Raw genomic sequence first — 22,841 nt, forward strand, 5'->3', positions numbered from 1 at the left:
CGGCGCTCACCGCGGCGCGCGCCGCCGTCACCGCGGCCCGCACGGCCCGCGACGCCGCGGCCCACGCCGACCGCGCGGCCGCACTGCGACCGTCGCTGCACGTCGGGGAGCGCTGCCCGGTGTGCGAGCAGACCGTCGCGACGCTGCCGCCCACCGTCGACGGTCCGGCCCTGGCCGCCGCGGACAGCGCTCTCGCCACCGCGGACACCGAGCTCGACCGGGCCCGGGTCGCCGACGCCGACGCCGCGTCGGCCCTCGACCGCGCCGCGGCCGACCTGGCGCGCCTCGACACGGAGGCCGACACCCTGCGTGCCGGGCTCGACACGGCCGTGGACGCGACGTCCCTGCGCGCCGAGCTGAGCCGGCTCGACGCCGTCGAGACCGAGGCCGTCCGCGCCGACACCGCCCTGCGCCTGGCGCGCACCGCCCGGGACGTCTCGGCCGCCGCCGTCGATGCGGTGCGGGCCGAGGTGACCCGCGCCGCCGGATCGCTGCGCTCCGCCCGCGACCCACTGGTCGCCCTCGGGGCACCCGCCGTCGCCGACGACGACCTCCCAGGAGCCTGGTCCGCACTCGCCGGCTGGGCCCGCACCGCCGCCGACGAGCGCGACGCCGCGGCCGGGCCGGCCCGCGCCGAGAAGGCCGCAGCGGCCGGGACGGCCGACGCCACGGCGACGGCGTTCACCGATGCGGAGTCCGCGCTTGCCGCTGCCCGGACCCGCGAGACCGCCGCCGCCCGCGCCGAGCAGGCCGCCCGCTCCGCGCTGACCGCGCTCGACACCCGCGTCGACGCGCTCGTCACCGCCCTCGCCGGTGCCGCGGCGCCCGACGAGATCGTCCGCGCCCTCGACCGGCTCGACGCCCTCGACGCCGAGGCCCGCACCGCCGCCGATGTTCTCCGTGCCGCGCACGGCGCCGCCGCCGAGGCCGCCGCCGCGTCGACGGCAGCCGAACGGTCGGCCGCCGCGGCGTGGGACGACCTGCGCGGTGCCCGCGACCCCCTCGTCGTGCTCGGCGCCCCCACCGTTGTCGGCGACGACCTCGTCGCCGCCTGGCGGACGCTCGCCGACTGGGCCGCCGCGGCCGCCGCCGACCGCGACGACCGGCTCGCAGCCGAACGTACCGCCGTCACCGCGGCCCGCGCCCGCCGCGACGAGCTGACCACCGACCTGCTCGACGACCTGGGCCGCCACGACCTCGCCCCGCCCCGAGGCACCGCGTCGGCAGCCGACGAGACCGACCGGCTCGTGCAGCGGGCGGCCTCTGTCGTCGCCACCGAGCACGCCAAGGCCCAGGCGGCGCGGGACCGGCTCGCCGAACGCGTCGCCGAGTCGGCCAAGCTACGGGCCGACCGGGCGGCGGCCGAGGAGAACCAGCAGGTCGCGCGCATGCTCGGCCAGCTGCTCAAGTCCGACCGGTTCCCGCGGTGGCTGGTCGCGTCCGCGCTCGACGTACTGGTCGCCGATGCCTCGGCGAGCCTCGCGGAACTCTCAGGGGGCCAGTTCGAGCTGACCCATGACAACGGCGAGTTCGTCGTCGTCGACCACGCCGACGCCGATGCCCACCGTCCGGTCAAGACCCTCTCCGGCGGGGAGACGTTCCAGGCGAGCCTCGCCCTCGCGCTGGCCCTGTCGGCGCAGATGTCGACGCTCGCCGCCGACGGCGCCGCCCGGCTCGACTCGATCTTCCTCGACGAGGGCTTCGGCACGCTCGACGAGGCGAACCTCGAGGTCGTGGCCACGACCCTGGAGAACCTCGCCGCCCGCGGCGACCGCATGGTCGGCGTGATCACCCACGTCGCCGCGCTCGCGGAGCGGGTGCCGGTGCGGTTCGCGGTCAGTCGTGACCAGCGGACGGCGTCGGTGGTGCGCGAAGGCCCCTGACCGGGACCGGTCGTGTGTCCGTCCTCGGGCCGATCGTCGAATTGCGATGTCCGGTCGCTTGTCCTCGATCGTTGTGAGCCGCTAGCTTCCACCATGCGGTGAATCGGTGTCCAAATAGTGGACACGCAGTGCTTCGCACCGCCCTCGACGGCCGTACCGGAGGACTCCCATGGGGATCGTTCGTCCCGTCAGCACGCGGCTGGTGCGCCGCGGGATGGTCGCAGTGACGGCGCTCGCGCTCGCCCTGACGGCGTGCAGCACCGGCAGTGGAGACAGCGGAGGTGCCACGGCCTCCGGAGCGGCCAACACGGTCTCGGCCGCGGTGACCGACAACGTCGCCAAGTACAAGGGGCTGCCGACCTTCACACCGCCCGGGCAGCCGATCGACCCGAGCACGTTGCGCGGCAAGCGGATGTTCCTCATCCCGCTCGTGCCCAACCCGTTCAACCAGAGCATCCAGGAGACGATGCAGGCGATCGCGCAGAAGGTCGGGATGGAGTTCACCGTCTATCCCAACCAGGGCAAGCCCTCGGAATGGGTGCAGGGGATGAACGCGGCCCTGACCGCGAAGCCCGACATCATCGTGCTCAGCACAGCCCCGGACCCGCGCACCCTGCAGCCCCAGCTCGCCGCCGCCAAGGCCGCCGGGATCCCGGTGCTGGTCACGCACTTCTACGACGACTCCTCGCCCGCCGCACCGGGCTGTGAGGGCTGCGGCGCCGGGGTGACGGCACTGGTCACCGCGCCGTTCAACGTCGCGGGCAAGGCGGCGGCGGACTGGATCATCGCCGACTCCAAGGCCAACGCCAACGTCCTGCTCATCGGCGGCGCCGACGTGCTCCCGAGCCCGGCGACACTCGACACCATCGGCAAGCAGTTCGCCGCCGAGTGCCCGGCTTGCAAGGTGACGGTCAAGAACATCCCGGTGTCGGACTGGAACACCAAGACCCAGAGCGAGATCCAGTCCGCGCTGACCGCGGACCCCTCGATCAACTACGTCTACCCGCTCTACGACGCGATGGTCGCCGGCGCGGTGCCCGCGATCCAGACCCTCGGACGGGTCGGCTCGGTCAAGGTCGTCAGCTACAACGGCTCGCCCTACGCCCTCAAGCTCATCCAGGAGGGCGACATCGTGGCGATGAACGTCGGGGAGGACACCGTCGGCATCGGCTACGCCTCGATGGACCAGGCCTTCCGCATCCTGTTGGGGCAGCCGGCGGTCGAGGAGCGCACCCCGATCCGCATCTGGGACAAGACGAACGTGAACGAGTCCGGTGTCCCGCCGGAGGTCGGCAAGGGCTACGGCGGCGCGCTGCCGGCCGGCTTCCTGCAGCTGTGGGGCCTGCCGGCGTCGTGACGACCCCCGCCGAACGATCCCGGCCGAGATCGACACGAGCGTGGTCCGGGCCATGACCGAGCCGGCCTGACGTCGAGCTCGGCGGGGGTGACGCGGGCGGCGCTGCGGGGGCGGTCAGTCCGGCGACGTGGCTGCGGCGGCCTCGATCTCTCTCGCGGCGGCCATCACCGGCCCGGCGTAGCGGACCCCCGGGCCGGTGCCCAGCCGCTCCACCGGGCCGGACAGGCACACCGCTGCGACGACCTGGCGTCCGCTGTGGACCGGGGCGCTGACCGACGCGATCCCCGCCGCGCGTTCACCGACGCTCTGCACCCACCCGGCCCGCAGGGCGTCCTCGTCCCCGAGGAGCAACCGGCCCGCCGACCCCTTGTGGACGGTGAGCAGCGCACCGACAGGCACCATCGTGCGCAGCTCCGCCGACGACTCGATCGAGACCACCACGAGCCGGTGCGGGCCCCGCCGGACGAACAGCTGTGTGCTCTCGCCGGTGTCGGCGGAGAGCCGGCCCAGGACCGGCGTCGCGATCTGCGACAGGCTCGCAGTGGCGAACCGGCTACCGGTGACGAGCAGCCCGCGCTCGTCGCGGCGCACGAACCCGTGGGTCTCCAGGGCCGCGACGAGCCGGTGTGTCGTGGTCCGCGGGAACTCGACGGACTCGGCGAGCTCCTGGAACCCGAGCGGCTGGCGGCGTTCGATCTGGTTGAGCAGATGCATGGTCTTGTCGAGCACGCCGACCCCGCTGACCAGGTAATCCACGACGCGATTCTAGTGCCGGGAACCGGTCGGCCCTCGCCGTCGTCGACCGGCGCCGGGTCCTTCCCACCACCCTGCGGCCTGCCGGCGGCGTTCGTGAGGGCGCCGGCCCGCGGGTGGGTCAGCCCGGGACGGGGCCGTGCAGGCAGAAGGGAGCGCCGAAGGGATCGGCGACGACGCCCATGCGCCCGAAGGGGCTGTTCCCGGGCGGCATCAGCACCCCGCCACCACCGGCCTGGACCGCGGCGACGGCCGCGTCGACGTCGGCCACGGCGAAGTAGACGATCCAGTGGCTCGGGGTGCCGTCGGGGGCGCCCATGAGCCCGCCCATGCCGCCCTTGACCTCCCCGTCGAGGGAGAACGTCGTGTAGTCGCCCGGAGCGCCGTCGACGGCGTCGTAGGTGTAGCCGAACACCGCCCCGTAGAAGGCGCGCGCCGTCTCCGGGTCGGTGAGGCGGGCGTCCTCCCAGGCCAGCCCGCCGGGCTCGTTGACCACCTGCGCGCCGTCCATGCCCAGGGTCTGCCACACCCCGAACACGGCCCCCACGCTGTCGGCGGCGATGAACATCCGGCCGCTGCCGGGGATGTCCATCGGGCCGGCGATCACGGTGCCGCCGTTGTCGGCGACCAGCTTCGCGGAGGCGTCCGCGTCGTCGGAGGCGATGTACAGCGTCCAGAACGAGGGCTGGCCCTCCTGCATGATCGGGCCGATGCCGGCGGCAGCACGGCCGTCGACCTGGGCGATCTGGTAGTTGCCGAAGTCGGCCCCGGTGTCGACGAACGACCAGCCGAGCACCGATCCGTAGAACCGCGTCGCCGCGGCGACGTCGGGGACGGTCAGGTCGACCCAGCACGGCGTCCCCGCCTGCCACCGGCCCTCGTGAGTGGTCATCCCACACCTCCGTGCATGCGTCGAACTGCTCCGGACCGCGAGCCTGGCACCACCCACCGACAGTTCGTGCCGGTCGATCGGTGAACGGTCGGCCTCCGCCGTGTGCGGGGCCGGGCCGGACGGTTCGGCGCACGGCAGCGGGCCGCTCGGCGGGTCGGCGGCCACCGGAGAGGTGGGATCGGCGACGATCGGCGGGCACCACCGCGTCGACGAGAGGGAGGGCTGCGGATGCGGTTCACCGTGGACCCGTGGGACCCGTCCTACGGCACCGGCCTCGACGCGGATGCCGGCGACGAGGCCGCGACGTCGGAGGCCAGCATCGACGTGACGGTCGAGCTGCCGGCCGACCGCTGGGAGCCCGTGGCGGCCGATCCGCGGGTGTCGCCGCCTGCGGCGACCTTGTTCGTCGACGGGGTGCGCCGGGTCGACGCGCAGGCGTGGGTCGACGACGGGTCCGCCGACATCGGTCCGGGCGCGAGCACGGCGGCGCTGTGCGCCTCCTACGCCGCCGGGGTCGTGTGCTGTGCCGGTGACCGGGCGGAACCGGTCGCGGTGACGGTCGCGCGGTCGCTGCTGACGTCGGCGGCCGGGGCCACGGACGTCGTCACACCCGCCGGTCGGTACGTGGCCGAGATCGTTCCTTCGAACGGCGCGCTGGCGCCCGCCCAGAACCTGAGCCTCGCCTTGCAGGGCAGGCTCGCCGCCATCGAGGTCGATGCGGCCGGCCGGGCCCGGGCCGAGGCCGGCACCGGTGACGACGACATGCTGGTGGTCGACGGACCCTTGCGCGGGCGTCAGCACCTGCCGCGGGCGCTCGGCTACATCAAGACCCACCGCACCCGGTACCTGCAACGGCTGCAGCCGGACCTCGACGCGCTGGTCGCGACGCTGGCGCCGGGGGAGCGGACGCCGGTGTTCCTTCTGGGCACCTCGTGGCAGCGCTACACCTGGTACCTGCGGCTGCCCACCGGGCCGGGCTCGCCGTGGGCGGGTGTGGTGCGGCTGGAGTGCAGCGCCGCCCAGCCCGCGGCGGACGCGCTCCTGATGGCCGCGGTGAGCCAGGTGACGCTGCCGCGCTACGCCTCCCACGGCTACAAGGACTCCCGGGCCCCGCAGAACCTCTACCCGATCGGCGGGCTGGAACGGTTGCTGCGCAGGCGGTTGGGCGACGCCGGGGTCGTCTACCGGGCCCTTCGGCGGGCGGCGTGGGACAACACGGACGCCCCGGTCCCGGTGCACTGATCGTCTCGATCCCGGACGGTGTGGGTCCGAGCGGTCGGTCCCGGAGCCGATCGACTCCCAGAGGCGTGCCTTCGGACCGGCCTGGACCCGGGCAGGACCGATCGCCGAACTGACACAGGTCGAGCAGATCACGGGCAGAACCATGCCGGTGTCGAACCGGGCGGCCGGGCCGGGGTCCGGGAGCCTGCAGGCCGGGGTCAGGGCTGCTGGGGTCAGGGCTGCTGGGGTCAGGGCTGCTGGGGGCAGGGTGGGGGGAACTCCGCTCGCACCCCGGCCAGCCGCACGGGGCGGGTGCGGTGGCCCTCCTCGAACAGGTCCAGCACCGCGAGCGCACCGGTGACGAGCTCCTCGGGCGCTGACGTCGGCGCCGGCAGCGTCGCGCTGCGCCCGCGGGTGAGGAACGGGGCGAACCGCAGCTTGACGCCGATCCGCACGGCGGGGCGGCCCTCGGCGGCGACGTCGTCGGCGACCCGGCGGGCCAGCGCGGCGATCTCCTCGCCGACGAGGGCCCAGTCGTCGAGGTCGGTCTGGAAGGTGGTCTCGCGGCTGCGGGAGCGGGCGACGTGTGGCGCGTCGGACACCTCCTCGCGCCCGATGCCGCGGGCGAGCTGCACGTAGTAGGGCCCCATCGCCGGGCCGATCCGCTCGGCGAGCTCACCGGGCCGGGCCTCCGCGAGCTCGGTGACGGTGCGGTGGCCCAGCTCGGACAGGCGGCGGGCGGTGCGGGTGCCGATGCCCCACAGCGCCGTCGTGGGCCGGTCGCCCATCGTCGCGAACCAGTTGTGGCGGGTCAGCCGGAAGGTGCCGGCCGGCTTGCCGAACTCCGTCGCGATCTTGGCGCGCAACGTGTTGTCCCCGATGCCGACGGTGCACGACAGGCCGGTCCGTTCCGCGACGGCGTGCTGGACGTCGCGGGCGAGGGCCTCGGGGTCGTCGGTGCCTACGCCGAGGAACGCCTCGTCCCAGCCCATGACCTCGACGACCACGGGGAACGACCGCAGCACAGCCATCACCTCGTCGGAGGCGGCCTCGTAGGCGGGGTTGTCGGCCGGCAGGAAGACCGCGTCCGGGCAGCGCCTCGCCGCGGTCCGCAACGGCGTCCCGGACCGGATGCCGAACTCACGTGCCTCGTAGGAGGCTGTCGCAACGACCGCGCGTTCGGTGGGGTCACCACGCCCGCCGATGACGACGGGGCGCCCGGCCAGCTCGGGGCGCCGCCGGATCTCGACGGCCGCGACGAACTGGTCGAGGTCGACGTGCAGCACCCAGCGCGTCGGCATCGGCCCAGTGTGGCCGATCGGGCTGGGGACGACCCGGCGTGAGGGAGTGGTCAGACGCCGGTGTCGGCGGGCACGACCCGGAGGGCCGGGACGGCCGTCGGGGGCGCCGTGGCGGCGAGCGCCGTGGACACCCAGCGCAGCATGCGGACGTCGGTGCAGGAGGCGAGGAGCTCGGCCTGTTCGGCGACGCCCGCGTCGGTGGGCGACGTCGCGACGTAGCGCCGGCGCAGCGACGCGAGGTCGGCGGGGACGACCGGCTCGCCCGGCAGCGAGCCGTCGGGGAGCTCGACGGGCAGGTCTCCGGCGACGAGCCGCAGTGCGGCCCAGCCGACCACGCGCATGCCTGGGGCGAGCACGACCGACCCGTCGTCGGGGGCCGCGGTGCCGGTACCGGGGCGGCTTCCGGCGCGGTGGTCGCAGCCGGGCATCCGGTGATGGCGATGGGTGCGCAGGATGCCGCCGTCGAGGACGACCCAGGCGTCGACGGGCGGCGAACCGACCTCGCGGGCGACGACCAGGGGTGGGCGGCGGCGGGCGATCCAGTCGAGCACGGCGTGCCGGTGACCGGGCACTACGGCGAAGACACCGGGCCCCTCGCCGGTCGCCACGAACACGTCGGACCACCACATCGCGGACCTCCCGTGCCGTCGACGTCCGGGGTCGTCCCGGTGCGACGGCGATGCGAAGGGTAGGGCGAGCGGGTCCCGGGTGCCGTACCGGCAGTCCGACCGTGTGGGGCCGCGTGACCGACCGTCGACAACCCCCTCACCAGCGGTGATCCGGTCGGCCGCACGGGCGGCTCACGAAGCGGTGATCCCTGCAAGTCGAGCCGCCCGAATCTGACTCACGGTCACCATTCGATTCAGGGTCACACGAACGGGCGAAGCCGTCCTCGCGCGGCTAACGACACGCCGTCGGATCCGCGATGCTCCAACAACGGCGAACGGAGGACGACATGGACCGGCACACGAGTGGTGACGCGACCTGTCCCGAGGGCACGAACGACAGCGGTTGCGAGGTCGTGATCGGGGCACCCCGCAGGGCGCTCGACGACGTGCGTGACACCGGTGGTTCCGTGGTGGTGCCGATGATCCCGACGCCGCGCAAGCCGGTCCGTGACCCCGCCCGCGCGGCGGTCGTGCTGCGGCACGCGCGGCTGCGTTCCGACGGCGGGCCGCAGTTCTGCCAGCCCAGCCGCGCGGAGACGGCCGGGGTGGCGCCACGCCGCCAGGGCACCCGCACCGACGGGAAGGTCATCTACCCCGACCGGGAGTCCGCGGAGCAGGCCGGCCGGGAGTTCGAGTCGCTGGGCTCGCAGCCGATGCGATCCTACCGTTGCAACCGCTCGAACCACGGGCACTACCACCTGACCCGTGACACGACGGCCCTCGCCCGCCGCGTCGACCTCACCGCGCGCATCCCGCAGCAGCGCAGCGCCTGATCGCACCCCGCGCGCCACCCCACGGCTGCGCGCGGCCCGTTCCACAGCAGAGAGGTTGCGCGCCGGGAACCGGCCGCAACCTCTCTGCCGTTCGAGGCCCGGTCTGCAGCAGTGGGGCTGCGCGCGAAGGGGCGTCCCGGGGCCGGGCCTGGCGACGGCACCCAGGGCGCAGGCAGGAGCTCAGGTGCGGACGACGGCGACGCGGGGCTCGGGGATCGGGTGCGGCGACTCGGAGGGGCGGCGGCTGCGCCGGACGGCGCGTTCCTCGATCCGCCGCGTCACCTCGTGCCCACCCTCCCCGGTCCGCGCCAGCGCAGCGACGACCAGCTCACGATGGCCCGGGTCGTCGGTGCGGCGCAGGAACCGGGTCAGCTCGTGGGCGGCGGTGCGCGGGTCGCGCGCCGCGACCCATGCTGCCAGCTCGGCGTCGGCGACCTCGGGCCGCGAGCCCGACATGCGCACGCAGACGTACTCGACGTCCTCGTCGGCGAGCTCCCCGACCAACGGTGCGTGCACGCCCTGTTCGACGAGCAGCTCCCGGCACACCCAGATGCCGATCGGGGTCAGCGAGACGACGGTGGGGTCGGGGTCGTCGCGACCGGCGAGGGCGGTCAGGTGGTCGTGGTCGGTGCTCTCCTCGAGCTCGACGGCGCCGAGGAGCTCCATCGCGTCGAGGAGGGCGGCCACGTCGCGGCGCCACAGCCGCTGCTCGACGTCGCCGGCGAGGTCGTCGACGACACAGCCGAACTGCCCGTTCACGGTCTCGCGGACGACCCGGTAGAAGTGCTCGACGGGAACGGGTCCGCCGCCGGCCTGGTAGAGGTCGAGCCACAGGACGGGGAAGGCCTCACCGAGCGACATGCTGAACAGCGACGGCGCGCCGAAGACGTCGGTACCGCCGAAGTGGTCGCCGAGCCGGCCCAGGGCCTCGAAGGCGCGGCGGAAGAACTCGATGGGCCGGTGCAGCAGCGGGCCGGAGCCCTTCACGGGGACGAGCCGCCGGTTGACCACGCGCACCAGCCTGGCCTGCCGCGCCCAGGACAGGAGCAGGGCGACGTCGGGCAGGTCGTCGCTGGTGCGGGCGTTCTCGCGGTAGAAGTGGTCGAGCCCGAGGGCGTCGGCGAGGGAGAGCGCGTCGGCGAGCCGGAGCTGTCCGTCGCGGGTGAGGGGGCGCCCGGCGCGGACCCAGTAGGTGAAGGCGCGCAACCGGTCGAGCGCCGAGGAGGCGGAGGCGGTCTCGACGAGCTGCGCGGCCGAGGGCAGCAGCACCGGTCCGGGGGCGGGCTGGGCGTCGTCGGGCTGTTCGCGGCGCCGGGTCTCCTCGCGGGTGACGGCGGCGAGGGCGTCACGGTCGATGTCGAGCTCGCCGCGGGTGGCCTGCTCGAGGAAGCGTTGCACCGCGAGGAGGTCGGCCTTGTCGACGTCGTGGCGCATCATCTGGACGTTCCAGAACTTGCCGAGGTCGTAGTTGCGCTCGTCGGCCATCGCGTCGTAGAGGGCGGGCGTCGAGTCACCGACCTGGTCGTGCAGCTCCTGGACGGGGGCGGACCCGGCGTCGAGGTGGTCCTCCTCGGCGAGCAGCGCGAACAGCGCGTGCAGGGCGTTCGGGATCTCGGCCCAGTCGGTGTCGGCGACGGCGACGGTCCGCGGGAACCACACGGCGAGGGCGTCGGCGACGTGGCGGCGGGTCCAGCGGCCGAGCCGTCCGTCGACACCGATCTTGTAGTCGAGCGCGGCGCCGACGAGCACGGGATCGACCTCTCGGCCGAGCCGCCGGGACCGGGCCAGTACCGCGGTCAGCAGCCGGTCGCGGACGAGCCCGTACTCCTCGTGTTCGTGTGCCGCGAAGACCAGACGCATCGACCCAACTTTTCCAGCCCGCGGATCTCCGCCGACAGGCGGGGGAGGGTGATCGTCATGTCGCGGGCGGTGACGTCGGACGATCGCCGTGCGTCCCCGGAGGTGGTCGCGGAACGTGACGAGGCCGGGTCGCCAGCCACGCCCCGGCGAACACCAGCGCGGTGCCGGCGAGGGTGCGGATGCCGACGGGCTCACCGAGCACGAGAGCCCCGCAGGCGACGGCGACGACGGGCGCGGCGTAGGTGATGAGCGCGGCGTGGTCGGGGCCGGCGGCGGAGACGAGGGCGAAGAACGCGACGAACCCGACGGCCGTCGCGCCGATGCCGAGCGCGCCCACGGCCGCGAGGCCCGTCGGGGTGGGGGCGGGCGGCGTCTCGGCGCCGAGGGCGACGGCGCCGACGGTCACGACGACGAGCACGGGTGCGGCGATCGCCAGCATGGCGGCGACGACACCGAGCGCAGGGACGTCGCCGAACCACCGGCCGACGAGGACGGCGCCGACGGCGTAGCAGGCCGCGGCGACGACGAGCGGCACGACGCCGGGTCCGGCCCCGGCGACACCCGACAGCACGGCGACGCCGCCGAGGCCCGCGAGCAGCCCGACGACCGAGGCTGCGCCGGGCCGCCCACGGGTCCCCAGTACGAGGCCGGTGAGCAGCACGAACAGTGGTTCGGTCGCGATCACGACGGCCGCCGTCCCGGACGGGACGGTCCGCTCGCCGACGGGGATGAGCACGAACGGCACGACGACCTCGACGACGGCGAGCACGACCAGACGCCCGCCCCGCCCGTGCAGCAGGGCCCGCCGGGACCGGCGGAGCCCGAAGGGCGCGAGGACGAGTGCGGCGAGCGCGACGCGCGCCGCGGCGAGGGAGACGGGGCCGAACCCCTCGCGCAGCGCGATGCCGATGAACAGGTACGGCAGGCCCCACAGCACCGAGACCGCGACGAACAGCCCCCACGCCCGCGCCCCCGTCACCGGATCACCGTAGGCCGCAGGTGTCCGATCACATGGATGCAAGCTTGCATCTATGAGTACGGTCGTCGGGTGGCTTCCCGGGAACCTGCGGCCGAGCGTGCCTACGCCGCCACCAAGGAGCTCGTCCTGTCCGGTGACCTGCCCGGCGGGCACCTGCTCAGCGAGGGCGACATCGCCGAGCGGCTCGGGATGAGCCGCACGCCGGTGCGCGAGGCGTTCCTGCGGCTGCAGTCCGAGGAGCTGCTGGAGCTGATCCCCAAGCGCGGCGCCGTCGTCGTGCCGGTGTCGGTGGGGGAGGCCGACGATGTGCTCGACGCGCGCGAGGCCGTCGAGACCGCGGCCGTCCGCCGGCTGCTGCGCCGTCCCGCCGACGTGCCCGCCGCCGTCGTCGCGCTGCGCGCAGCCCTGGACACCCAGCGCCGGCACGCCGCCCGCGACGACCTGCCGGGGGTGGCTGCGGCCGACGAGGCCTTCCACCGCACGATCGTCGACGCCGGGGGCAACCGGCTCACCGCCCGCTTCTACGCCTCACTCGGCGACCGGCAGCGCCGGATGAGCATCCGGGCGCTCGCCCCGAAGCCCGAGCAGGTCGCCGTCGTCCTCGACGAGCACGCCGCGCTCGTCGGCGCGATCGAGGCCCTCGACGGCGACCGGTTCGCCGCGCTGCTGCCGGCCCACCTCGACGGCACGCACCGGCCGGTGCGATGAGGCCTGCGCGACGAGGCCTGCGCGACGAGGCCGGCGCGGTGAGGGGGAGCCGGGCCTGGGCCGCCGTCGCCGCGGCGATGTTCTGCTGCGGCTGGGGCGGCAACCAGTTCACGCCGCTGCTGATCATGTACCGCGACGCCGCGGGCTACTCGGTGCTGACCGTCGACGCGTTCCTCGGCGCCTACGTCGTGGGTCTGGTGCCGACGTTGCTGCTCGCCGGCCGCGCCGCCGCGCGCTGGGGACGGCGGCCGCTGATGCGGGCGGGCACCAGCGCGTCGCTGGTCGCGAGCCTGCTGCTCGCACTCGGAGAGCTGGGGCCCGTCCCCGTCTTCGCCGGTCGCCTGGTGACGGGCGCCGCCGTGGCGGCCGCGATGGCCGTCGGCTCGACGTGGGTCAAGGAGCTCTCGGAACCGCCGTTCGACGACGCCGCCCCAGGTGCGGGGGCCCGTCGCGCCGCGCTGTGGCTGACCCTCGGGTTCGGCTTCGGCGCCGGGGTGGCGGGGGTGCTCGCGCAGTGGGGGCCGTGGCCGATGGTGGCGCCCTATGCCGTGCACGTCGCGCTCACCGCCGCCGCCCTGGTCGCGGTGTGGCGGGTGCCCGAGACCGTGCCGGGCGGGACGCAGCCGCCGGTCCCGGTGACGGGCGTGGTCCGCAACCCGCGGTTCCTGCGGGTGGTCGTCCCGATGGCGCCGTGGATCTTCGGGTCCGCGGGCGTCGCCTACGCGATCATGCCGCAGCTCGTCGGCGACCGGCTGGGCTCGTGGGGGCTGGCCTACTCGACGCTGCTCACCGTCGCGACCCTGCTGACCGGTGCGCTCGTGCAACCCGTCGCGAAGCTGCTCGACCGCCGTACCGACGCGCGCGCCGTCGTCGTGTCGATGATCGTGATGCCGGCCGGTCTCGCGCTCAGCGTCGTCGCCGCGGTGCAGCGCTCACCCTGGCTCGCGCTGGGGGCGGCGGTCGTGCTGGGTGGCGCGTACGGGATCGCGGTCGTCGCCGGCCTGCTGGAGCTCCAGCGTCTCTCCGGGCCCAAGGAGCTCGCCGGCGTCACCGGCGTGTACTACGCGTTGGCCTACATCGGGTTCCTGCTCCCGACGGTGCTCGCGCTCGCCGCCCACCTTGTCGGCTACCCGTGGCTGCTGGGGGCCCTCGTCGTGATCTGTGCGGCGGGCACGGTGACCATCGCCACGTCGAGCCGCACGCATCTGCCGGCGGCTCCGGCGAGGATGGGCTGACGGCACGGTACGAGGAGGTACGGGGTGCGTTCGGTTCAGGTGGTCCGGCTCGACGGTCCGGCGGCGGTCGAGGTGCGTGACGTGGCGGAGCCCGCGGCGGGAGACGGGCAGGTGCTCGTCGACGTCCGCGCCGCGGGCGTGAACTTCCCCGACGTCCTGCTCACCCGGGGCCTCTACCAGTACAAGCCCGACCCGCCGTTCGGGCTGGGTTCCGAGCTCGCGGGCGTGGTCCGCGAAGCGCCCCCCGGGTCCGGCCTCGCGCCCGGCGACCGGGTCGCGGGCTTCGCGACGTACGGCGCCTTCTCCGAGGTGGCCGCGGTCCCGGTCGACCACACGGTGTCGCTGCCCGACGAGGTCTCCTTCGCCGCGGGCGCCTGCCTGCCGATGAACTACCTCACCGCGCACTTCACCCTCGCCGTGCGCGGTCGCCTCCGCGAGGGCGACGACGTGCTGGTGCACGGCGCGGCCGGTGGCGTCGGCACGGCGGTGACCCAGCTCGCGCGGGCCATGGGCGCCCGCGTGATCGGGGTCGTGTCCAGCGACGCGAAGGCCGAGGTCGCGACGGCCGCGGGCGCGCACGACACGGTCCTCGTCGACGGGTTCAAGGACGCCGTCCGCGAGCTGACCGGCGGGAAGGGCGTCGAGATCGTCGTCGACCCCGTCGGCGGCGACCGGTTCACCGACTCGCTGCGCTCGCTCGCGCCGTTCGGCCGGGTGCTGGTCGTCGGCTTCACGGCGGGGGAGATCCCGACGGTGCGGGTGAACCGGTTGCTGCTGGGCAACACCGAGGTCGTCGGCGTCGCGTGGGGTGGCTACGCGCTCGCGCACGAGGGCTACGTCCACAGGCAGTGGGCGGACCTGCTGCCGTACCTGCGGTCAGGGGCGCTCGACCCGGTGATCTCGCAGACGCTGCCGTTCGAGCGGGCTGCCGAGGCGCTGGCCACGATCGACGAGCGCCGCGTCACCGGCAAGGTCGTCCTGCAGCCATGACGCCGGGCACGCAGAACCTCGTGAGTGGCGATGGTCGCTCCGGCGACTATCGCCACTCACAGGTACCGCCCGGGACCGGGGCGGCCGGGTCGTAGGGCGTGCGGGTGAAGACGAAGGTCGCCAGGTTCAGCGCCACCGGGTCCAGACGCAGCGTCTCGCCGGCGAAGTAGCCGTCCAGGCCGATCCAGGTGCCGTCGGGACCCGGCCGGAACCGGCTCGCCCGCCCCGGCCGCCCGAGCCCGCCCAGGTGCAGCAGCCCGCCCGGGACCGCCCGCAGCGCGTACGGCGACGGACCCCAGTACCAGGGCCCCAGCAGCTCCACGGGCACCGGCGACGGCGCAGGCCCCCACGCGTCGACGACGTGCGGCTCGGCGGCGCGGACGTCGGCGAGCAGTGCGGCGGGCAGCCCACCGTCGAGGCCCGAGGTGGTGTTGGCCAGCGCGAGCGCGCCGGTGGCCTCCTCTCGGTCGACCCAGAGGCCCGCGAGGAACCCGGGCATCGACCCGCCGTGGCCCACGAGCGTCGCCCCCTCGACGCGGCGGACCTGCACCCCGAGGCCGTAGGACGACCAGCCGGGGGCGTCGGAGGGGTCGATCCCCGACGGGACGGTCATCTCCTCCAGCGTCGCGCCGGCGAGGACGTCGCCGGTGTCGCCCAGCAGGAACGCGCCGAGCCGGGCCAGGTCGGTGGCCGTGGCCCACAGCTGCCCGGCCGGGGCCATGACGACGGCGTCGTGCTCGGGCTCGGGCGCACGGACGTCGGCCCACGGATGCACTGCGAAGCCCTGTGCCGCCGGGGCGACGGGTCGCGGCGTCGTGCGGGTCATGCCGAGGGGCAGGAGCACCTCGTCGCGGGCCACCGCGGCCCAGGAGCGGCCGCGGGCGCGGGCGACGAGCTCGCCGAGCAGCCCGAACCCGAGGTTGGAGTAGTGGAAGCGTCGCGCCGGGGCGAGGACGGCGTCGGCGGGGGTGAGCCCGAGGCCCTCCAGCGTGGTGCCGGGTGCGCGTTCCCACCACTGGCCGGGGCTCTCCGAGGTCACACCGCCCATGTGCGACAACAGCTGTCCGAGGGTGCGGTCGCCGAGCGGGGTGCCGGGCAGGTGCGCGTCGAGCGGGTCGGTGAGAGTGAGCAGGCCCTCGTCGCGCAGCCGCAGCACGGTGATCGCGGCGACGGTCTTGGTGATCGAGCCCAGGCGGTACTGGACGTCGCGGTGCGGCTCGGCGACGTCGCCCCGCGCGGCCGACCAGGCCAGGCCGCCGTCGCGCACGAGGCCGGCGACGAGCCCGGGGACGCGGCCGTCGCGCTGGGCGCGGGCGGTGCGGGTGTAGAGGGTGCGGGCGGTGCCGGGCAGCAGCTCTGTCACGACGCGGACGTTATCGGGGCGCCTCGGACGACGACGCGGCGATGCGGCGCAGCAGTGGCTCCACCCGGTAGTCGACGAGCCGGCGCATCACCAGGCCGGTCGTCGTGCGTTCGACGCCGTCGACGGCGAGCAGCTCACCGGCGACGCGGTAGAGGTCGTCGGCGTCGCGGGCGACGACCTGGACCTGCAGGTCGGACTGCCCGGAGATGCCGAGGACCTCCAGTACCTCCGGGACCTGCCCGAGTGCGGCGCCGACCTCGTCGAGGCGGCTCTGGGTGACCTGCACCGTCACGTAGGCGACGAGCGGATAGCCGAGTGCGGCGGTGTCGATGCGGCGTTCGAACCCGCCGAGGACGCGGTGCTGGTCGAGCCGGGAGAGCCGGGCCTGGACGGTGTTGCGCGACAGGCCGACCCGCTCCGCGAGGGCGAGCACGGTCGCGCGGGGGCTCTCGGCGAGCGCGAGCAGGAGCCGGGCGTCGACGTCGTCGATCCGGTGGCCCGTGGGATCGATGCGGGGGTCGAGCGGGGGGTCGGTGGGACGTGGACTGGGCACGTTGCCCCTCTCCGGGACTCGATCGGCGACGTGGACCGTGCATTCTGCACGGTCCGGAGGTCGGAACTGGTGCACTCATGGTGCCGAGTGGTCGGATGGGTGGGCAACTTGCGCCCTACACGCCCGGAGTGTGATCGGAATGAGCACCGCAATCTCGTCCGGCCCGGAAGCCGGTCCCGCCGACGACCGGCTCGCCGTGCTCACCGAGGTCGAGAAGCGGGTGCTCTGGCTCTCGACCGCGATCATCGACCACGCCAACCGGGTGCGCCCCAACACCACCGGCCTGAAGGTCGGCGGGCACCAGGCGTCGTCGGCGTCGATGGTGACGATCATGACGGCGCTGTGGTTCGAGCACCTGCGCGAGAACGACCGGGTCTCGGTGAAGCCGCACGCCTCGCCCGTCCTGCACGCGGTGAACTACCTGCTCGGCGAGCTCGACGAGCGCTACCTCACGACGCTGCGCGAGTTCGGCGGCCTGCAGTCCTACCCGAGCCGGTCCAAGGACCCCGACCCCGTCGACTACTCGACCGGTTCGGTCGGTATCGGTGCGACGGCCCCGATCTGGGGTGCGCTGGCACGCCGCTACGTCGACTCCCGCGGGGGCGGCGCCGGCACGGGGCGGCAGTACTCGCTGGTCGGTGACGCGGAGCTCGACGAAGGCGCCTGCTGGGAGGCGATCCTCGACCCGATGGTCGCCGAGCTGGGCGAGGTCGTCTGGATCGTCGACCTGAACCGGCAGTCGCTCGACCGCGTCGTGCCCAACATCGGTGCCCTGCGCATCCAGGGCATGTTCGAGGCCGCGGGCTGGCAGGTGCTGACGGTCAAGTACGGCAAGCTGCTCCACGAGCTGTTCGAGCGCCCGGGTGGCGACGCGCTGCGCCGGCGCATCGACGACATGTCCAACCCCGAGTACCAGCGGCTGCTGCGCTGTACCGCGGCCCAGCTGCGCGAGCGCCTGCCGGACTCGCCCGAGCTCGCCGGGCTCGTGGGCACACTCGACGACGACACCCTGCTCGCCGCCGTCCGCAACCTGGGCGGGCACGACCTGCAGGCCGTCGGTGACGCGTTCCGGGCCATCGACGACACCCGCCCGACCGTGATCCTCGCCTACACGGTGAAGGGCCACGGCCTGGCGACGGCGGGCCACCCGCAGAACCACTCGTCGCTGCTGACGGGCGACCAGCTCGCGGAGCTGGCCGAGGCGGTCGGCACGTCGGTCGAGGACCCGTGGGCCCGCTTCGCCGACGACTCGGCCGCGGCCGAGCTGTGCCGCGAGACCGCCGCCCGGCTGCACCGCGACGCCGTCCCCGCGCTGCCGAAGGTCGACGTGCCCACCGACATCGGCCGCACCCCCAGCGGGAAGGCCACCACGCAGGCGGCGCTGGGCCGGACCCTGCTCGACCTGACCCGTTCCGCCCCCGAGGCGGCCGCCCGCGTCGTCACCCTGTGCCCGGACGTGTCGTCGTCGACGAACCTGGGCGGCTGGGTCAACAAGGTCGGGGTGTGGTCGGCGGCCGAGCGCCGGGACTGGTTCGACGACGACCCCGAGACGATCCTGCACTGGCGCGAGCGACCCACCGGCCAGCACCTGGAGCTGGGCATCGCCGAGGGAAACCTGGTGGGACTGCTCGGTGAGCTGGGTGCGACGTGGAGCCGCTGGGGGCAGCCGCTGCTGCCCATCGGGGTGCTCTACGACCCGTTCGTCGAGCGTGCGCTGGAGCCGTGGTCGTTCGGCATCTACGCGGGCGGGCAGTCGATCCTCGTCGGGACCCCGTCAGGGGTGTCGCTCGCGCCCGAGGGCGGTGCGCACCAGTCGATCACCACGCCGTCGGTGGGTCTGGAGCAGCCGGGCTGCACCACCTACGAGCCCGCGTTCGCGATCGACGTCGAGTGGACGCTGCTGGCCTCGCTGGCCCGCCTGGGCCGCCCCGACGGGACGTCGGCCTACCTGCGGCTGTCGACCCGCCCGGTGGACCAGACCCTCGCGGCCGTGCCGACCGACCCGGCGGCGCGCGAGCGCCGTCGCAAGCAGGTCGTCGCGGGCGCGTACCCGCTGCGTCGCACCGAGGACGAGCCCGACCTGACCATCGCCGCGATGGGCGCGGTCGTGCCCGAGGCGCTCGCCGCGGCGGACCGGCTCGCCGAGCAGGGCCTCGCCGCCGACGTCGTCTGCGTGACCAGCCCCGGCCTGCTGTTCGACGCCGCGCAGGCCCGCACGGGGCACGGCGACGCCGACAGCTGGGTCCTCGACGCCGCGTTCCCGGCCCACCGCGCGGCGCCGCTCGTCACCGTCCTCGACGGGCACCCGCACACGCTGGCGTTCCTCGCCGGCATCAACCGGGTGCGGGCGACGCACCTGGGTGTCTCCCGGTTCGGCCAGTCCGGCGACCTCGAGTCGGTCTACCGCCACCACGGAATCGGTGCCGACGCGATCGTCACCGCGGCTCTCGACGTCACCGACTGAGGCTGCGGGGGCGACCCGCGGTCACCGCGGGTCGTCCCCGGAGGAGCCGGGGGATCCGGGTGCCGGACCGTCGTCGCCGGGGAGCTCGTCGGCGGGATCGCGCATCGCGAGGAACCGCTCGACCTCCGCCGCGAGCTCCTCGGCGCTGGGCAGCTCGCCGCCCAGCCCGCCCGAGCCCTCCGCGTTCGCCCCGGCCACCGTGTCGTACTGGCGCTCCAGCGCGGTCACGACCTGCGCGACCTCCTCGGAGTTCTCCACCTGCGCGGTGATCTCCACGTCGGCGCGCTCCGCAGCCTTGGTCAGCGACTCCGTCGGCAGGAAGAGCCCCGCCGAGACGCCCGTGTGGTCGAGCAGCGCCCGCGCGGCGTGCGGGTACTCGGCCCGTGCGAGGTAGTGCGGAACGTGGACGGCGAAGCCCATCGCGTCGTGACCGGCCTCGCCCAGCCGGTACTCCAGCAGCGCGACGGCCGAGCCGGGGACCTCGGCGCTGCCGAACCACGCCGTGTGCCCCTCGACGAGGTCGGCCCGCGTGGCATGCGCGGTGACGCCGATCGGGCGGGTGTGCGGGACCGCCATCGGGATCCCGCTGAGCGTGATCACCAGCCGGACCCCGAGCTGCCTGACGATCTGCTCGACGGCGGCGACGAAGCGCTCCCACTGCGTGTCCGGCTCGGGACCGGTGAGCAGCAGGTACGGGGTGTCGCCGGAGTCGGTGACCGCGACGATGTCGAGGACGGGCGGGGAGTAGCCCGCCCAGTGGTCGGTCTCGAACTGCAGCGGGGGACGCCTGCTGCGGTAGTCCACGAGCTGGTCGATGTCGAAGCTCACGACCGTGGTCGTCTCGCGGCCCTCGACGAGCGCCTCGGCGGCGAGCCGCGCGGCGTTGCCCGCGTCGACGAACCCGTCGAGCACGACCACGAGCACCGGATCGCTCAGCTGCGGGGCGTCATCGGCCACCGTGTAGAGCTCCTGCGGGTCGAGCACCGTGTGTCCTCCGGCCGTCGTCTCGCGCGTCCCGTACGGGACACCCGTCGCCGGGCGACGTGCCCGGCCACCCCGCACAACGCGCGGGAGCCCGCACAGCATCCCGTGGATCCGCCGAGCCGTTCCATTGTCCTGGTCGTGGCCCACGACACGGGCGGTGGGTGGCGGGGGCGGGGCCGACCCAGCTCACATCGTGAGGCGGCCCGCAATCGGGGTCCGGACGGGCCGGTTCCGGCGCACCATGGATCCAGTCATGAGCATGAGTGGTTGCCGCCCGTGGGTGGTCTGGTCCGTCGGTCTGTTCGCCTACCTCATCGGTGTCATGAACCGGACGTCGTTCGGCGTCGCGGGTCTCGACGCCGCCGACCGGTTCGACGCCGCCCCGGCGGTGCTGTCGGGGTTTCTCGTCCTGCAGTTGCTGGTCTACGCGCTGCTCCAGATCCCCACCGGGATCCTCCTCGACCGTTTCGGTGCCCGCACGCTCGTCGTGGTCGGCGCGCTGGTCATGGCGGCAGGGCAGCTCGTCCTCGCGCTGGCCGAGACGCTGCCGCTCGCGATCGCCGCGCGCGTGCTCGTCGGCGCCGGTGACGCGCTGACGTTCATCAGCGTGCTGTCGGTCGTGAACGCGTGGTTCCCTGCACGCAAGGTGCCGGTCATGACCCAGCTGACCGGGCTGCTCGGGCAGGGCGGGCAGATCCTGTCGGCCGTCCCGTTCGCCGCGCTGCTGCACGGGGTCGGGTGGGCCCCGGCGTTCGTGTCGGCGGCGGGTATGGGGGTGGCGGCCGCGGTCGCGGTCGCCGCGGTGCTGCGCAACCGGCCCGCGGGCGCTCCGGCGCCGGTGTCGGCCACGTCGTGGCGTGCGGTCTCGGACTCGCTGAAGGCGTCGTGGGCCGAGCCGGGAACGCGGCTGGGTCTGTGGACCCACACGGGCACCCAGTTCGCCGGCACCGTGTTCGCGCTGATGTGGGGGGTGCCGTACCTCGTCGCCGGCCAGGGCATGTCGCCCGCGGCCGCGGGCGGGATCCTGACGCTGCTCGTCCTCGTGGGGGTCGTCGCGGGGCCGGTGTTCGGCGAGTTCGCCGCCCGGCACCCCACCCGCCGGTCCTGGCTGGTCATCGGGGTGATCCTGGCGACTGCCGCGGCATGGACGGCGGTGCTGCTCACCCCGGCGCCGGCGCCGCGCTGGATGATCGTCGCCCTGGTGGTGGTGCTGGCGGCGGGCGGCCCCGCGTCGATGATCGGGTTCGACTACGCCCGGACGTTCAACCCCGGGCACCGGCAGGGGACCGCGGTCGGGATCGTCAACATCGGCGGGTTCACCGCGTCGCTGCTGGTGACCCTCGGCGTCGGCGCGGTGCTCGGCCTGACCGGCGGGTACACCCCGGAGTCGTTCCGGGCCGCGTGGACGGTGCAGTACGTCGTCTGGGCCCTCGCCCTGGCCGGGGTGATCATCGCCCGCAGGCGGGCCCGGCGGAAGCTCGCCGACGAGGGCTTCCCGGTGCGGCCGCTGCGGGAGGTCTTCGCCGAGCGTCGACGCGAGACGGTCGGCGCCCGATCCGGAAGTTGAACGGTCAACTCAGAGGCGCGTAGCCTGCGGAGGTGACTTCGGTGGACTTCTTCTTCGACCCCGGCTGCCCCTTCACGTGGCGGACCTCGCGCTGGATCGCCGAGGTCGCCGACGCCGGCGCCGCGACGGTCACGTGGCGCCTGATGAGCCTCTCGATCCTCAACGCGGACAAGGACATCCCGGAGGAGTACCGGTCGCTGGCGGCCCAGGGCGCACGCGTCCTGCGTGTCCTCGCGGCCATCGAGGACAACGACACCCGGGGCAGGCTGTTCACCGCGCTCGGCACCCGCCGTTTCGACAAGGGCGAGGACTGGGACGACGCGTTGCTCGCCGCTGCGGTCGCCGACGCGGGCCTGCCGGCGTCGCTGGCCGAGTCGGCCGACGATGAGGACCTCGACAAGGTCGTGACGGCGTCCCACGAGGAGTCGCAGGCCGCCGTCGGGCAGGAGTCGGGCAGCCCGGTGCTCCGCCTCGGCCGCAAGGCCTGGTTCGGGCCCGTCGTCGTCCCGGTGCCGACCGGTGACGAGGCGATGCGCCTGTTCGAGGCCGTGAAGCTGCTGGCCGACGTGCCGTCGTTCAGTGAGCTGAAGGGCAGCCGCAACCCGTTCTGACCGCGTCAGCCCACGTGCACGCGGACGTGGCCCAGCACGCTGTGCCCGCTGAGCCGCACGGTCGGCGCGTCGGGCCGCGGCAGCACCCCGCGCGCGGACCGGCGCTCCACCAGCGAGCGCTTGCCCAGTGCGGCCGTCCCGGCGTCGACGAGTCGCGTGCCGGGGGAGACGTGCACCTCGATCTTGCCCAGCAACGAGTTCGCGACGACGTCGACCACCACGTGAGCGGGCAGCTCGCGCAGGTCGAGGATCACCGCGCCCAGCACGGCCTCGACCTCGACGCGGCCCGACGACACGTCGGGACGGCGGGCGACCTTGCCCAGCATGACGCGCAACGGCTCGCCCGCCGCGGCGTCCGGCGACGTCAGCCGTGACGTCATCGCCGGCCGGGTGGTCGTCGCCCGGGCAGCCGGGACGATGCCCGTGGCGGCGCCGCCGGGCAGGTCGGCCAGCTGAGGCGCCAGCTGCGACGCGGTCCGGGCGGAATACACCGCCTCGAGCCGTTCATCGTGTTCGGACCAGGTCAGACGACCCTCGCCGACGGCCGTGTGCAGGACGGCGGCCGCGCGCTCGCGATCGTCGTCGGAGATGCGGAGCTCCACCTCGGACATCCCCGCATCGTATGACGCCATCGTGATGTCATCAAGACGTCAAGCGACGGGCGGTCGCGACAACGCGC

At 74.4% G+C, this 22,841-nt stretch carries 20 protein-coding genes; 10 read left to right on the plus strand and 10 right to left on the minus strand.

Going from position 1 to position 22,841, the window contains the following annotated elements:
- Both TOK_RS34900 and TOK_RS11900 read left to right on the plus strand, forming a co-directional pair.
- A partial coding sequence (locus TOK_RS34900; RefSeq protein ID WP_141566359.1) for an SbcC/MukB-like Walker B domain-containing protein occupies positions 1-1,883 on the plus strand: 1,883 nt, incomplete at its 5' end.
- A gap of 169 nt (positions 1,884-2,052) precedes the next feature.
- Positions 2,053-3,240 (plus strand): sugar ABC transporter substrate-binding protein, encoded by a 1,188-nt coding sequence (locus TOK_RS11900; RefSeq protein ID WP_098957910.1) that lies wholly within the window; start codon positions 2,053-2,055, stop codon positions 3,238-3,240.
- 114 nt (positions 3,241-3,354) lie between these two features.
- Here the strand turns inward: TOK_RS11900 and TOK_RS11905 are convergent, their stop codons facing one another.
- Together TOK_RS11905 and TOK_RS11910 are read right to left on the minus strand one after the other, a co-directional pair.
- Positions 3,355-3,996, minus strand: a complete 642-nt coding sequence (locus TOK_RS11905) for an IclR family transcriptional regulator (RefSeq protein ID WP_253258330.1) — start codon at positions 3,994-3,996, stop codon at positions 3,355-3,357.
- Between the two features lie 118 nt (positions 3,997-4,114).
- Positions 4,115-4,885 carry a VOC family protein gene (locus TOK_RS11910; RefSeq protein ID WP_098957933.1) on the minus strand — a complete coding sequence of 257 codons (771 nt, stop codon included), beginning with the start codon at positions 4,883-4,885 and terminating at the stop codon, positions 4,115-4,117.
- Between the two features lie 228 nt (positions 4,886-5,113).
- Here TOK_RS11910 and TOK_RS11915 point away from each other — a divergent pair, with 228 nt between their 5' ends.
- Positions 5,114-6,127 (plus strand): DNA double-strand break repair nuclease NurA, encoded by a 1,014-nt coding sequence (locus TOK_RS11915; RefSeq protein ID WP_098957911.1) that lies wholly within the window; start codon positions 5,114-5,116, stop codon positions 6,125-6,127.
- 227 nt (positions 6,128-6,354) lie between these two features.
- Here the strand turns inward: TOK_RS11915 and TOK_RS11920 are convergent, their stop codons facing one another.
- Positions 6,355-7,407 carry a DNA polymerase IV gene (locus TOK_RS11920; RefSeq protein WP_098957912.1) on the minus strand — a complete coding sequence of 351 codons (1,053 nt, stop codon included), beginning with the start codon at positions 7,405-7,407 and terminating at the stop codon, positions 6,355-6,357.
- Between the two features lie 50 nt (positions 7,408-7,457).
- Positions 7,458-8,036: a hypothetical protein gene (locus TOK_RS11925; protein ID WP_098957913.1), complete on the minus strand. Its 579-nt coding sequence runs from the start codon at positions 8,034-8,036 to the stop codon at positions 7,458-7,460.
- A 326-nt stretch (positions 8,037-8,362) separates the two neighbouring features.
- On the opposite strand from TOK_RS11925, the gene TOK_RS11930 reads away from it, so the two are divergent.
- Positions 8,363-8,848 carry a hypothetical protein gene (locus TOK_RS11930; protein ID WP_098957914.1) on the plus strand — a complete coding sequence of 162 codons (486 nt, stop codon included), beginning with the start codon at positions 8,363-8,365 and terminating at the stop codon, positions 8,846-8,848.
- 180 nt (positions 8,849-9,028) lie between these two features.
- On the opposite strand, the gene TOK_RS11935 is transcribed toward TOK_RS11930, so the two are convergent.
- Positions 9,029-10,708, minus strand: a complete 1,680-nt coding sequence (locus TOK_RS11935) for a hypothetical protein (RefSeq protein ID WP_098957915.1) — start codon at positions 10,706-10,708, stop codon at positions 9,029-9,031.
- A 55-nt stretch (positions 10,709-10,763) separates the two neighbouring features.
- Positions 10,764-11,687: a DMT family transporter gene (locus TOK_RS11940; RefSeq protein ID WP_172457534.1), complete on the minus strand. Its 924-nt coding sequence runs from the start codon at positions 11,685-11,687 to the stop codon at positions 10,764-10,766.
- A 69-nt stretch (positions 11,688-11,756) separates the two neighbouring features.
- Between TOK_RS11940 and TOK_RS11945 the strand changes: the two genes are divergently transcribed.
- Genes TOK_RS11945 through TOK_RS11955 form a run of 3 tightly spaced genes read left to right on the plus strand, consistent with a single transcriptional unit; the run spans position 11,757 to position 14,620 of the window.
- Positions 11,757-12,395 (plus strand): GntR family transcriptional regulator, encoded by a 639-nt coding sequence (locus TOK_RS11945; protein ID WP_253258331.1) that lies wholly within the window; start codon positions 11,757-11,759, stop codon positions 12,393-12,395.
- Positions 12,396-12,433: 38 nt separating this feature from the next.
- Positions 12,434-13,630, plus strand: coding sequence for an MFS transporter (locus tag TOK_RS11950; RefSeq protein WP_253258332.1), 1,197 nt, complete (start codon positions 12,434-12,436; stop codon positions 13,628-13,630).
- A gap of 24 nt (positions 13,631-13,654) precedes the next feature.
- Entirely contained in the window at positions 13,655-14,620 is a 966-nt protein-coding gene (locus TOK_RS11955; protein WP_098957919.1) for an NADPH:quinone oxidoreductase family protein, read from the plus strand.
- 46 nt (positions 14,621-14,666) lie between these two features.
- On the opposite strand, the gene TOK_RS11960 is transcribed toward TOK_RS11955, so the two are convergent.
- Both TOK_RS11960 and TOK_RS11965 read right to left on the minus strand, forming a co-directional pair.
- On the minus strand, positions 14,667-15,983 hold the full coding sequence (locus tag TOK_RS11960; protein ID WP_098957920.1) for a serine hydrolase: 1,317 nt from the start codon (positions 15,981-15,983) through the stop codon (positions 14,667-14,669).
- A gap of 10 nt (positions 15,984-15,993) precedes the next feature.
- On the minus strand, positions 15,994-16,536 hold the full coding sequence (locus TOK_RS11965) for an Lrp/AsnC family transcriptional regulator (protein ID WP_374754888.1): 543 nt from the start codon (positions 16,534-16,536) through the stop codon (positions 15,994-15,996).
- Between the two features lie 139 nt (positions 16,537-16,675).
- On the opposite strand from TOK_RS11965, the gene TOK_RS11970 reads away from it, so the two are divergent.
- Positions 16,676-19,000, plus strand: a complete 2,325-nt coding sequence (locus TOK_RS11970; RefSeq protein WP_098957921.1) for a pyruvate dehydrogenase — start codon at positions 16,676-16,678, stop codon at positions 18,998-19,000.
- Between the two features lie 21 nt (positions 19,001-19,021).
- On the opposite strand, the gene TOK_RS11975 is transcribed toward TOK_RS11970, so the two are convergent.
- On the minus strand, positions 19,022-19,984 hold the full coding sequence (locus tag TOK_RS11975) for a proteasome assembly chaperone family protein (RefSeq protein ID WP_098957922.1): 963 nt from the start codon (positions 19,982-19,984) through the stop codon (positions 19,022-19,024).
- 253 nt (positions 19,985-20,237) lie between these two features.
- On the opposite strand from TOK_RS11975, the gene TOK_RS11980 reads away from it, so the two are divergent.
- Both TOK_RS11980 and TOK_RS11985 read left to right on the plus strand, forming a co-directional pair.
- Complete coding sequence (locus TOK_RS11980) at positions 20,238-21,551, plus strand: nitrate/nitrite transporter (RefSeq protein ID WP_098957923.1); 1,314 nt, start codon at positions 20,238-20,240, stop codon at positions 21,549-21,551.
- Between the two features lie 32 nt (positions 21,552-21,583).
- Entirely contained in the window at positions 21,584-22,162 is a 579-nt protein-coding gene (locus TOK_RS11985) for a DsbA family protein (RefSeq protein WP_141566360.1), read from the plus strand.
- 5 nt (positions 22,163-22,167) lie between these two features.
- Here TOK_RS11985 and TOK_RS11990 read toward each other — a convergent pair whose 3' ends face one another.
- Complete coding sequence (locus TOK_RS11990) at positions 22,168-22,773, minus strand: DUF1707 domain-containing protein (protein ID WP_172457535.1); 606 nt, start codon at positions 22,771-22,773, stop codon at positions 22,168-22,170.
- Between the last annotated feature and the right edge of the window lie 68 nt (positions 22,774-22,841).

The organism is Pseudonocardia sp. N23 (assembly GCF_002583555.1).
Lineage (GTDB): Bacteria > Actinomycetota > Actinomycetes > Mycobacteriales > Pseudonocardiaceae > Pseudonocardia.

Coding starts and splice junctions, on each gene's coding strand:
- TOK_RS11900 (WP_098957910.1), top strand. CDS start 2,053: ATGGGGATCGTTCGTCCCGTCAGCACGCGGCTGGTGCGCCGCGGGATG.
- TOK_RS11910 (WP_098957933.1), bottom strand. CDS start 4,885: ATGACCACTCACGAGGGCCGGTGGCAGGCGGGGACGCCGTGCTGGGTC.
- TOK_RS11915 (WP_098957911.1), top strand. CDS start 5,114: ATGCGGTTCACCGTGGACCCGTGGGACCCGTCCTACGGCACCGGCCTC.
- TOK_RS11920 (WP_098957912.1), bottom strand. CDS start 7,407: ATGCCGACGCGCTGGGTGCTGCACGTCGACCTCGACCAGTTCGTCGCG.
- TOK_RS11925 (WP_098957913.1), bottom strand. CDS start 8,036: ATGTGGTGGTCCGACGTGTTCGTGGCGACCGGCGAGGGGCCCGGTGTC.
- TOK_RS11930 (WP_098957914.1), top strand. CDS start 8,363: ATGGACCGGCACACGAGTGGTGACGCGACCTGTCCCGAGGGCACGAAC.
- TOK_RS11935 (WP_098957915.1), bottom strand. CDS start 10,708: ATGCGTCTGGTCTTCGCGGCACACGAACACGAGGAGTACGGGCTCGTC.
- TOK_RS11970 (WP_098957921.1), top strand. CDS start 16,676: ATGAGCACCGCAATCTCGTCCGGCCCGGAAGCCGGTCCCGCCGACGAC.
- TOK_RS11980 (WP_098957923.1), top strand. CDS start 20,238: ATGAGCATGAGTGGTTGCCGCCCGTGGGTGGTCTGGTCCGTCGGTCTG.
- TOK_RS11990 (WP_172457535.1), bottom strand. CDS start 22,773: ATGTCCGAGGTGGAGCTCCGCATCTCCGACGACGATCGCGAGCGCGCG.